General features: G+C 72.0%; 8 protein-coding genes. 2 read left to right on the plus strand and 6 right to left on the minus strand.

What is annotated here, in order from left to right:
• Window positions 1-30: 30 nt before the first annotated feature.
• Window positions 31-2,475, plus strand: coding sequence for a PAS domain-containing protein (locus ACE101_RS30565; protein ID WP_379138060.1), 2,445 nt, complete (start codon window positions 31-33; stop codon window positions 2,473-2,475).
• A gap of 32 nt (window positions 2,476-2,507) precedes the next feature.
• Here ACE101_RS30565 and ACE101_RS30570 read toward each other — a convergent pair whose 3' ends face one another.
• A complete protein-coding gene (locus ACE101_RS30570) occupies window positions 2,508-5,207 on the minus strand; it encodes a bifunctional diguanylate cyclase/phosphodiesterase (RefSeq protein ID WP_379138063.1) in 2,700 nt (899 codons plus the stop codon).
• 459 nt (window positions 5,208-5,666) lie between these two features.
• Here ACE101_RS30570 and ACE101_RS30575 point away from each other — a divergent pair, with 459 nt between their 5' ends.
• Window positions 5,667-6,587, plus strand: a complete 921-nt coding sequence (locus tag ACE101_RS30575) for an alpha/beta fold hydrolase (RefSeq protein ID WP_379138066.1) — start codon at window positions 5,667-5,669, stop codon at window positions 6,585-6,587.
• A gap of 46 nt (window positions 6,588-6,633) precedes the next feature.
• On the opposite strand, the gene ACE101_RS30580 is transcribed toward ACE101_RS30575, so the two are convergent.
• The 5 genes from ACE101_RS30580 to ACE101_RS30600 all read right to left on the minus strand — a co-directional run bounded on the left by ACE101_RS30580 (window position 6,634) and on the right by ACE101_RS30600 (window position 11,806).
• Entirely contained in the window at window positions 6,634-6,912 is a 279-nt protein-coding gene (locus ACE101_RS30580; RefSeq protein WP_379138069.1) for a GCG_CRPN prefix-to-repeats domain-containing protein, read from the minus strand.
• A 302-nt stretch (window positions 6,913-7,214) separates the two neighbouring features.
• Entirely contained in the window at window positions 7,215-7,922 is a 708-nt protein-coding gene (locus tag ACE101_RS30585) for a response regulator (protein ID WP_379138072.1), read from the minus strand.
• Between the two features lie 124 nt (window positions 7,923-8,046).
• Window positions 8,047-8,835, minus strand: coding sequence for a substrate-binding domain-containing protein (locus ACE101_RS30590; RefSeq protein WP_379138074.1), 789 nt, complete (start codon window positions 8,833-8,835; stop codon window positions 8,047-8,049).
• 111 nt (window positions 8,836-8,946) lie between these two features.
• The gene (locus ACE101_RS30595; protein ID WP_379138077.1) at window positions 8,947-10,254 is read right to left on the minus strand and encodes an MFS transporter; all 1,308 of its coding nucleotides are present in this window, start codon (window positions 10,252-10,254) and stop codon (window positions 8,947-8,949) included.
• 457 nt (window positions 10,255-10,711) lie between these two features.
• A complete protein-coding gene (locus tag ACE101_RS30600) occupies window positions 10,712-11,806 on the minus strand; it encodes an ABC transporter substrate-binding protein (protein WP_379138079.1) in 1,095 nt (364 codons plus the stop codon).
• Window positions 11,807-11,857 lie beyond the last annotated feature (51 nt).

Genomic DNA, 11,857 nt, shown 5'->3' on the forward strand with positions numbered 1-11,857 from the left:
CCCGCCGATGCGGCCCCGCGGGCGGCGATCATGAGCGAGCGGCCCGGCCCCGACCCGAAGGCGGCCCCGGACCGGACCGGCGAGGCCCTTGCGGCGGTGCGCCGGCGCGCCGGCCCGTTCATCACGGTGCTGGAGCGCACGCGCCAGCCCATGATCCTCACGGATCCGCACCTGCCCGACAACCCGATCGTGTTCGCCAACGCCGCCTTCCAGGCGCTCACGGGCTACGCGGAGGAGGATCTGGTCGGGCGCAACTGCCGCCTGCTGCAGGGGCCCGGAACGGACCCGGAAACGGTCGCGCGGATCCGCGCCGCCGTCGCGGAGGGCCGCGAGGTCCGCTCCTCGATCCTGAACTACCGGAAGGACGGCAGCCCGTTCTGGAACGAGCTCTTCGTCGCTCCCGTCTTCGACGAGGCCGGGAACCTCATCAACTTCTTCGCCTCGCAGGTGGACGCGACGCTGGCCCACGAGGCCGAGGCCGCGCAGAAGCGCCTCGGCGCAGCCGAGGACCGCCTCGCCGAGGTGCAGCGCCACCTCGCGCTCACGCTCTCGGCGGCGGGGATCGCCGGCACCTGGGATTGGGACATCCCCGGGCGGCGGCTGCAGGTGGACGAGCGCTTCGCGGCCCTGCACGGCATCACCGTGCCGGCGGTGCCGGGCAGCGTGCCCACCAGCGCCTTCTTCGCCAGCATCCACCCCCTCGACCGCACCCGCATCCGCCTCGCCGTCAGCGGCGTGCTCAACGGGGCGGAGGTCTTCGACAAGGAGTACCGCCTGCGCGCCCCCGACGGCACCGTGCGCTGGGTGCATGCGCGCGGGCGCTGCCTCTACGGGCCGGACGAGGCGCCCGTGCGGTTCACGGGCGTCCTCGTGGAGATCACCGACCAGAAGCGGGTGGAGGAGCGCCTGCGCATCGCGCAGACCGCCGGCCGCGTGGGCGCCTTCGAATACGTGCCGGGCTTCGCCACGGTGGCGGTCTCGCCGCAATTCTGCAGCCTGCTCGGCCTGATGCCGGCCGAGATCCTGGCGACCAGCACGGTCAACGCCCTGGTGGTCGAGGGCGACCCGCCGCTGATGGACCCGGCCCTGCGCGACGTCGGCGAACTGCCCTATACCGAGACCCGGCTCCGCCTCGCCGACAGCGGCGAGATCCGCTGGCTCGCCCGGCGCGGCGAGGCGATCCGCGACAACGAGACCTCGGACCTGCGCCATGTCGGCGTCGTCTACGACGTGACGGCGGCCAAGCACGCGGAGGGGGCGCTCCGCGAACTCAACGACACCCTCGAGATCCGGGTCCGCGAGGCCATCGCCGAGCGCGAGCAGGCCGAGGAGCAATTGCGGCAGGCGCAGAAGATGGAGGCGGTGGGCCAGCTCACCGGCGGCATCGCCCACGACTTCAACAACCTGCTCACCGGCATCGTCGGCGCCCTCGACCTGATGCAGACCCGCCTCACCGAGGGCCGCACCGAGAATCTCGGCCGCTACGCGGGCCTCGCCATGACCTCGGCCCAGCGGGCGGCGGCCCTCACCCACCGCCTGCTGGCCTTCTCGCGCCGCCAGCCCCTCGAAGCCAAGCCCGTCGACGTGAACCGGCTGGTCAGCTCCATGGACGAGCTCCTGCGCCGCACGCTGGGCGAGCACATCCGCCTGGAGATCGTGGTGGCGGGGGGCCTTTGGCTCACCCTCTGCGACCCCAACCAGCTCGAGAACGCGGTCCTCAACCTCGCCATCAACGCCCGGGACGCGATGCCGGACGGCGGCGGCCTGACCATCGAGACCGCCAACGCCTTCCTGGACGACGCCTACGCGGCGCGCGAGATCGGCGTGAAGGCCGGCCAGTACGTCTGCGTCTGCGTGAGCGACACCGGCATCGGCATGCCGCCGGAGGTGATCAGCCGCGCCTTCGACCCGTTCTTCACGACGAAGCCCCTCGGCCAGGGCACCGGGCTCGGCCTCTCGATGATCTACGGCTTCGCCAAGCAATCCGAGGGGAACGTCAAGATCTACTCGGAGCCCGGGCAGGGCACGACGGTGAAGCTCTACCTGCCGCGCTACCGCGGCGAGATCGACCCGCCCGCCGCCCCGCGCCGGGAGGCGCCGCGGGCCGAGCGCGGCGAGACCGTCCTGGTGGTGGAGGACGACGCCACCGTCCGCACCCTCGTCACCGAGGTGCTGCAGGAACTCGGTTACGACACGCTGGAGGCGCCGGACGGGTCGGCCGGGCTGCACGTCCTGCAATCGGACGCGCATATCGACCTGCTCATCACCGATGTCGGCCTGCCGGGCATCAACGGCCGCCAGCTCGCCGATCAGGCCCGCCTCGCGCGGCCGCAGCTCAAGGTGCTGTTCATGACGGGCTACGCCGAGAACGCCGCCTTCGGCAACGGCCAGATCGGCCACGGCATGCAGATGATCACCAAGCCCTTCGCGGTCGACGCCCTCGCCACCAAGATCCGCGCGATCTTCGAGTCCTGAGCCGGGCACCCTCGGGCCCGCACGGCGACCGGTCAGGCCGCCTGCGACAGGGCGAACAGCTCGCCGAGATCCGCGCCCGGCCGCGGCCGGCTGAACAGGTAGCCCTGCAACTCGTCGCAGCCCTCCTCCCGCAGGATGTCGAACTGCTCGGGCGTCTCCACCCCTTCGGCGAGCACGCTCATGCCGAGGGCCTTGCCGAGGCCGATCACCGCCCGGACGATCTCGACGCTGCCGGTCCCGCGCGCGAGGTTGCGCACGAAGGACTGGTCGATCTTGATCTTGTCGAAGGGGAAGCTGCGCAGGTAGCTCAGGGACGAGTAGCCGGTGCCGAAATCGTCCATCGAGATCCGTACGCCGAGCGTGCGCAGCTCGTGGAGGACCGCCAGGGTCACGTCGTTGTCCTGGAGCAGCACCGATTCGGTGATCTCGAGTTCGAGCCGCCCCTCGCCGAGACCGGAGCCGGCCAGCGCCTGGCGCACCTCCTCCACCAGCCGGCCCTCGACGAACTGCACGGGCGAGAGGTTGACGGCGACCTTTACCGGCATCGGCCAGGCGGCGGCGTCCGCGCAGGCCCGGGCCAGCACCCAGGCGCCGAGGGGACGGATCAGGCCGATCTCCTCCGCCAGGGGAATGAACACGGAAGGACTGATGAAGCCCTCCTCGGGATGGGGCCAGCGCAGCAGCGCCTCGAAGCCGCGCAGCGTCCGGGTGCGCGCATCGACCAGCGGCTGGTAGTGCAGCTCGAACCGTCCCTCGTCGAGGGCGCGGCGCAGGTCGTTGGCGAGCCGGCGCCGGTGCTGGATGTCCGCATCCATCGTGGGATCGAAGAAGCGCCAGGTGCCGCGGCCGGAGGCCTTGGCCTGGTACAGGGCGATGTCGGCGCTGCGCAGCAGCGCCGCGGCCGAGGAGCCCGCGCTCGCCGTGGTGGCGATGCCGAGGCTCGTGCCGATCACCACCGGCTGGCCCTGGATCTGAAAGGGCGCGGTCAGCACCTCCACCACCCGCGCGGCGAGGGCGGCGGCCTCCGCGGGCTGGGCGATCTCCATCTGGACGATGGCGAATTCGTCGCCGCCGAGGCGCGCCAGCCGCTCGTTCTCGCGCATGATGCCCTTGAGCCGGCGCGCGACGAGCCGCAGGAGGTCGTCGCCGGCCGGATGGCCGAGCGTGTCGTTGACGATCTTGAACCCGTCGAGATCCAGGCAAAGCACGGCCGCCATGCGGCCTCTCCGCTGCCGGGCGAAGGCCTCCTCCTTCCACTCCCGCAGGAGGACGCGATTGGGCAGGCCCGTGAGGACGTCGTGCCGGGCCAGATAGGCGAGTTGCGCCTCGTTCCGGCGCCGCTCGGTCACGTCCTCGTGGGTGCAGACCCAACCGCCGCCTGGGATCGGGGCGTGCACGACGCTGATCGAGCGCCCGTCCGCGAGGTCGCAGGTGAAGCTGTCCGGGTCCGGGGGCGATGGGCCGGCCTCCGGTCCGCCCATGGCCCGGCGCGGCCGGAGCATGGCTTCGCCGCCCCGGGCCGCCAGGCAGCTCAGCAGGTTCCGCAACTGCGTTCCCGGCGCGCACAGATCCGGGGGCAGCGCGTGCATCTCGGCGAAGCGCACGTTCATCAGGACGAGGCGGTTGTCCCGGTCGAACAGGCACAGGCCCTGGGTCATGCTGTCGAGGGCGGTGCCGAAGCGCTGGTAATGCGCGCGGAGATCCCGCTCCCCGCGCTCGCGCATCTCGGCCGCCGTCCGCGCCGCCTCGGCCCGGGACAGCCGCTCCTGGCCGCGGATCTGCCGGATGCCGAGCACGACGAGGCCGAGGAGCCCGAGATCGAGGAACAGAGCCGCCGCGGCGAGCACCAGCGCTTGGCGCCGCCAGGGCGCGAGGCAGGCCGCGGCCGTGCGGCTGATGCTGAGATAGATCGGGTAGCTCCCGAGGCTGCGCGCGGCGATTACCCGGTCCTGCCCATCGATGGGGCTGACGTTGCGGATCACGCCGCTCGTGTGCCCGTTCGCCGCGATCAGGGCCGCTCCCGCGCCGCTGAAGCGGTTGCCGATCGTGCCCTCCCTGGCCGGATGGCGCGCCAGCATCACCCCGTCGGTCCGGAACATCGACAGGACGTAGTCCGGCGCCGGCGCGATCTGCCCGTACAGGCGCTCGAAGTACTGGAGTTCGACCGCGCCCAGGACGAGGCCGAGAAAGCGGCCGTCCGGGGCCGAGACCTTGCGGGCGATGTAGATGGTCCAGACGCCGTTGCCGCGGTTCGGCACCGGTTTGCTGACGAAACGCTGCAGCGCCGGATCCGCCACCAGCGCCTTGAAGTAGTCGCGGTCCGCGATGTTGACATTCGGGATCGGCCAGTAGCGGGAGAAGTTCCGCAGCTTGCCGGTGTGGTCGATCACCGTGACGGCGTTCACCTGCGGCAGCGCCACGACCCGGGCCTTGAGGAACTCGTGCAGGGACGGCTTCGAGGCCTGCTCGATGTAGCCCTCCTCGGTGGTGACGCCCGCGCCGAGGATCTCCTCCATCACCGATTGCTGGACGAGTTCGATCGCCTGGAGGGCCCGGTCGGCCTGCTCGGCGAGGACGACGGACAGGCTCGTCAGGCTGCGCTCCGCCTCCTCGATCGCCCGGTCATGCAGTTCCTTGATGAACAGGCCGATAGCGACCGCGATCACGATCGCGAGCATCGTGCCGGCCGTGGCCAGCACCCGCACCGATCGCAGCCGCGACACGGCTCCCATCGTTCTTGCCAGCTCCGAGAGCCGCGGCATCGCCGCCCACGTCATCGATGTCCCTCAACGGAGCGGCCCGGGTCACGCGACGTCAGCTCCATCCATCGCCAGATACCGCTCGACTTATGGCGTAAACGCGACGCTTCAGCCATCCACGATCATCAAGGCGGATTTTAGGTTAAAGTCGGGTTCCTCTCCGCGCCCGGTCGAGCGAGGCGGAAATGACTCTCGGTCTCCGGTCGCCGCAAGCACATCTTCGGCCCCGGACCAGTCGCCCGACGGCGAGCCGAGCACGATCACAGCGTCCGGCCCGCCCGAGCGGGATCGGCACCAGCGGCATGGTACAACCGGTCGGCACGGCGACCCCCCGGATTCCATGCGCGAGTCAGCCCGGGGGGATGGTTTGCGGTCCTGCGCCCGTACGGCCCGCGCCCGCTGTCGGACGCCGCGCCCGGAGAGGAGAGGTCCATGACGTCATCGGTGAGCGCATCCGCGGGGGCAACGATCCGTCACACGGCGATTCCGGTGCGCGGCATCCGGATGCACGTGGCGCGAAGCGGTGAGGGCCCGCCACTGGTGCTCCTGCATGGCTGGCCGGAATTCTGGGCGACCTGGGAGCCGGTGATGACCCGGCTCGCCGACCGGTTCTCCCTCGTGGTGCCCGACCTGCGCGGCTTCGGCGAGACGGGACGCGATCCGGCGGCGCCCCCCGACCCGACGGTCGATGCCGAGGCGCATGCCGCCGACCTCGTCGCGCTCCTCGACGCCCTCGGCCTCGGCCGCGTCGGCTTGGTCGGGCACGATGTCGGCGCCTACGTCATGCAGGCCTTCGCCCGCCGGCATCCGGAGCGGCTCGGCGGGCTGTTCTTCTTCAACTGCCCGACCCCCGGCATCGGCGGGCGCTGGGCCGAGGCCGGCCATCTCAAGGAGACGTGGTACCAGTACTTCCACCAGCAGCCCTTCGCGGCGTCGCTGGTCGGCACCTCTCGGGAGAGCTGCGCGGCCTATATCGGCCATTTCCTACGGCACTGGAGCGCCGATCCCGAGACGTTCGCGCCCGTCATGGACCGCTTCATCGACAACTTCCTGCGGCCGGGCAACCTTCAGGGCGGGTTCGACTGGTATCTCTCGTCGGCGCCGTCGCGCCGCAAGGTCATCGAGGGAACGGCACCGCCCCTGCCGCCGATCACCGTGCCGACCCGAGTGCTGTGGGGCGCGCGCGATCCGATCATCCGGGTCGAGTGGATGGATCGGCTGGGCGACACCTTCACGGACCTCGCGGCGGCCCGCGTCGAGACGGCGGGCCACTTCGTCCATAGGGAGGCTCCGGATCTCGCGGCCTCCGAGATCGCGCGCTTCTTCGCGGGGCGGCTCGGGGCTGCGGGCTGAGCGGGCAGGAGCCGCGCCCCGAGGGCGCGGCGCCGCCATCGCCTGATCAGCGGCAGACGCGGCGGGGCCCCCACGGCGTCGGGCGGATGATGCAGCGCGGCCCGTAGAAGCGGCGCGGTCCGTAAGCGGGGCGCGGGCCCCAGTTCGGGCGGCAGGCGCCCCAGCGATTGGGATGGAAGCCCGGGCCGCAGCCGCCGGCCGCCAGGGTCACGGCCGGGGCGTCGCCGACCAGCGCCGCATCGGCGAGCGGCAGCGCCTTGGCGGGGAGCGCGAAGCCACCGAGCACGGCGGCGACCGCGGCGGCCCGGACGAGGGTGAAGGTCATGGCATGGTCTCCTGTGTGGGAGGATGGCGCGGCTGAAAGAGGCCGCGCCGCGTTCCGGGCGCGGCCCGGACAGGCGGTCGGGCAAGGAGGTCGAGCATGGAGGTCGCGCATCGGCGCCACGGCTCGGCCGCCCGGGAAGACAGTTCGGGCGGAACCGCCCGCGGACAAGCCCGGGTGGGCGCGCAGCCCGCCTTTGGCCATCGCCCTCAGGTCCAGAGTGGGCCGGCCCGGGGCGGGCATCGCGCGCGTCGTGAAGCCCCTCCGCGGCGCACCCGTCGCGGCGGACCCGCCGGGGCGCCCGCTCAGTCCGGGGCACGCAGACGGTAGCCGACGCCGGTCTCGGTCAGGATGATGCGCGGCCGGTCCGGCTCCGGCTCGATCTTCGCGCGCAGCTGGCGGACATAGACGCGCAGATACTGCGGATCGGCCGCCGCGCCCCAGATCTCGCGCAACAGGAAGGCGTGGGTGAGCACCTTGCCCGCGTGCTGCACGAGGAGGCGCAACAGGTCGTATTCCTTGGGCGAGAGTTTCACCTCCCGCTCGCCGGTGCGCACGATGCGACGCACCAGATCCACGCTGAGATCGTCCAGCCGGAAGACCGGCCGCTCGCCCTGCTGCGCGAGCTGGTGGCGCAGGGCCGTGCGCAGCCGCGCGAGCAGCTCGTTCATGCCGAAGGGCTTGGTGACGTAGTCGTCGGCGCCGAGGTCGAGGGCCGCGACCTTGCCGGCCTCGTCGCCGCGGCTCGACAGCACCAGCACCGGCAGGGCGGGATGCGCCTCGCGGATCCGGCGCAGGAGATCGAGCCCGGCGACGTCCGGCAGGCCGAGATCGAGGATCGCGAGGTCGATGGCGGCTTCCGCCAGGGCCTCGGCTTCCGCCAGGGCCTCCTGCGCCGCCCGGCCGCTCCCGGCCTCCACGACCTCGTAGCCCTGGCTCGACAGCCCCGTGCGCAGGAGCTTGCGGATCGGTGGCTCGTCGTCGATCACGAGGATGCGCAGGCGGGCGCTCATGCGGGCTTTGTCCGGGGATGGATCGGCGGCGTGCGGGCGTCCGGACGCGGAGGTCGCCATATGGTCCGCCCGGAACGCCGGCACCCTGCCCCGGGGCGGCGCCCCGATCAACGCCCCCGCCGCCTCACGGCGCCGCCGGCAGGGGCTCCATCCCGGTCGCCCGGATGGCCTCGGCCGCCTCGGGCGAGGCGAGGAAGCGGATGAGGGCCCGCGCCGCCTCCGGCTCCCGGCTGCCCGCGACCTGCCCGGCCGAGAACACCGTGTAGAGCTGGACCTCCGCGGGCAGCAGCCCGGCGATGGCGATGCCGGGGATCGGCTTCAGCTCGCTCAGCTGCTGGAAGCCGATCTCCGCCTCGCCGCGGGCGACGACGGCGCCGACCGGCTCGGCCGGAATCATCCGCGCCTTGGGCCCGACCGCCTCGGCGATGCCGAGCTTGCGGAACAGCTCGTCCCGCACGTAGACGCCGCTCGCGCTGTCCGAATAGGCGATGGAGGACGCCGCGAGCAGGGTTTGCCGCAGGGCGTCGAGGGTGCCGATCTCCGGAACCCGGGCGCCCGCGCGCACGGCGACCGCCGTGCCCGCGCGGGCGAGGGCCCTGCGCGTCTCCGGCACGACCTTCCCCTGCTCCGCCAGCGCGTCGAGGGCGTAGCCGACCATGATGACGACGTCGATCGGCTCGCCGCGCGCGAGCCGCGCCGGCACCGCCTGCGGCGTGTGGCCCATCGAGGGACCCCATTCGGCGATCAGCCGGTGGCCGGTCTCGCGCTCGAAGACGGGGGCGAGCGCCCGGTAGGCGGCGGCGAAGCCGCCGGAGCTGACCACCCGGATCTCGGCGGCCCGGGCGGCGCCCCCGGCGAGGAGCGCGACGGCGAGGCCGCAGGCGGCGCGGAGCAGGATCGTGCGGCGAAACATGGCGTTCTCCCGAGGCCCGATATGCGAAGAGCCACGATCCGGACCGGGACCGTGGCTCCTTGGCTGCGGCGGCCGGTCACCCGGCGCGCCGCGCGTGGATCCGACGCCGGATCAGGCCGCCTGCCCCTCGGCGAGGGTGCCCTGGACGACCGGCCGCTCCCGGTAGACCAGGATCGTGGCGACGAGGCCGCAAGCCCCCGCGAAGGCGAGCCAGAAGGCCGGCGCGGCGCGGTTGCCCGTCTCCTCGATGAGCCAGGTGGAGACGAGGGGGGTGAAGCCGCCGAACAGGGCCGTCGCCAGCGAGTAGGCGAGCGAGAACCCGGCGGTGCGCACATGTGCCGGCACGATCTCGGTCAGCGCCACCACCATCGCGCCGTTGTAGCTGCCGTACAGGAACGAGAACCACAGCAGCACGATCAGCATGTTGGTGAAGGAGATGTTCGCCACGAGCCAGGCCAGCGCCGGATAGGCGGTGAGCAGGGTGAGCGCCGAGAACAGCAGGAGCAGCGGCTTGCGGCCGATCCGGTCGGAGAGCGCGCCCATCACCGGCAGCCAGAAGAAGTTCGACACCGCCACGCAGAAGGTCACGATCAGGCTGTCGGTGGCCGAGAGCTTCAGCACGCTCTTGCCGAAGGTCGGGGTGTAGACGGTGATCGTGTAGAAGGACACGGTCGTCATCACCACGAGCAGCATGCCGAGGAGCACGATGCGCCAGTTCTGGCCCAGCGAGCGGAAGACCTCGCCGACGCTCGGCCGGTGCTTGCGGTGCAGGAACTCCTGCGTCTCCTCCAGCGAGCGGCGGATGTAGAACAGGAACGGCACGATCATGCAGCCGATGAAGAACGGCACGCGCCAGCCCCAATCCGCCACGGCGGCGGGCGTCAGGGCCGCGTTGAGGGCGTAGCCGATCAGCGCCGAGGCCATGATGGCGACCTGCTGGCTGCCGGATTGCCAGGAGACGTAGAAGCCCTTGCGGCCCGGGGTCGCCATCTCGGCGAGGTAGACCGACACGCCGCCGAGTTCGACGCCCGCCGAGAAGCCCTGCAACAGGCGTCCGATCAGCACCAGGAAGGGCGCGAGCAGCCCGATCGTGTCGTAGGACGGCACGAAGGCGATCAGGATGGTGCCCGCCGCCATGATCGTCAGGGTGACGATGAGGCCCTGGCGGCGGCCGATGCGGTCGACATAGGCGCCGAGGAAGATCGCGCCGAGCGGGCGCATCAGGAAGCCGGCCCCGAAGGTCACGAAGGTGAGCATCAGGGAGGCGTAATCGTTGCCGGCCGGGAAGAACGCCTTGGAGATGTAGGTGGCGTAGAACCCGAACAGGAAGAAGTCGAACATCTCCAGGAAGTTGCCACTCGTCACGCGCAGCACGGTGGCGACTTTGGAGCGGGGCCGGGGATCGGCGGAATGGGCCAAGATGTCCTCCCTGGATGCCGGATCCGCTCGTTTTGAGCCGTCCGGTCGACGTGAATGGATGGGCGGCTCCGCCCGGCCCGCCCCCGGTGCACGGGGCGAGCGACGGCACCGCCGCGACACCCGGGACGGGCGGCGCTGCGTTGGGCCGGTGCGATCGATGCGAGGCCGCCGGACGGGGACGGGCCGCGCGGTTCAGCTTCGTGACGGGGCGGAAGTCGGGGTGGCTGGATCGTCCGGGGGATGGCCGGGCGGTCGATGCCCGGTCCCGTCGCGATCCAGGTCCAGCGGCAGGGAGGCCCGGGAGCCGGCGGTTTGCGGGAGCCTGGCTCCCCGCAGCGCGCGCGTCACTTGCATCCGGTGCCTCCCGCCTTGTTCGTTAAGAGGCACCCTAAGGAAAAAACCTGTCACCAACCTGTCGCGGTGAATTATTTTGCCGGAGCTGCCCTGTGCGGCCGCGTCAGCGCCCCTCGATGGTGCGCCGCCACTGGCGCAGGATCCGGCTGCGCTTGATCTGGTCGAGATAGGTCAGGAGTTCTGGACCGACCGTGATCGGGTGCGGCTCCGCCACGGTCGCGGCGGCGTCCCCGGGCCGGCGCGCGTCGAGCCGCGCCGGCGTCACGGAACTGGCGGCGAGCCGCGCCTGTCCCTCGCGGGAGAGCATGTAGTCGAGGAACAGCCGCGCCGCCGCCGGATGCCGGGCCGCCTTCGGGATGAAGGCGATGCGCGAGGTGATGAGGGTGTAGTCCGTCGGCAGCACCACGCCGAGATTCGGGTCGCGCTTGGCCCTCTCCAGGGCGTAGGCGCCGAACACGTCGAAGGCGAGCAGCGCCTCGCCGGCGGCGATCCGGTCCAGCATGGTGGTGGTCGCGGTGTAGAGCTTCGCCCCGACCTGCCCCAGGGCCCGCACGAGGTCCCAGGTCCGCGGCGTCACCTGGAGATTCTGGGCCAGGAACAGGAAGCCGACGCCGCTGCGCTCCGGGTCGTAGGCGGCGACCTTGCCCTGCCACGCCTCCGGGTTCTCGGTGAGGGCGCGAACGAGATCGGCATGGGTGCGCGGCACCCGCTCCGCGGGCAGGAGCGCGCGGTTGTAGGCGATGGCGACGGGCTCGGCCGTGACGCCGTAGGCCTCGTTGCGCCACACCGCCCAGGACGGCAGCGCGGCGGCCTCGGGCGAGACGTAGTGCGCCGCATAGCCGTCGTTCACCAGCTTCACCTGGAGGTCCATGGCCGCGCTCCAGATGATGTCCGCCGTGCCCGCCCCGGCCCCGGCCTGGGTCAGGAACTCCTCGTAGAGGGTCGATGAATTGAGCTTGGCATAGGCCACCGTCAGGCCCGGGTAGCGGCGGCGGAAGCCGTCGAGCAGGGCGGCCGCCTCCGCCTCGTCGGTGGTGGCGCGGATCACCACCGCCCCCTCGCGCAGGGCCGCCCTGACCTCCGGACGCGAGGGGTCGGCCGGCGCCTCGCCCTCGGCGCCGGCCGGCGCCGGGCGGACGGCCGGCCACAGGAGCGCGGCCAGCATCACCAGCACCCCCGCGGTCCTGCGCAGGATCACGCCGCCTCCCGACCGTCGCGCATCGTCACCCCTCTTGGCCGACCCTCTTGC

The sequence above is a fragment of the Methylobacterium carpenticola genome (assembly GCF_042748905.1).
Classification (GTDB): domain Bacteria; phylum Pseudomonadota; class Alphaproteobacteria; order Rhizobiales; family Beijerinckiaceae; genus Methylobacterium; species Methylobacterium carpenticola.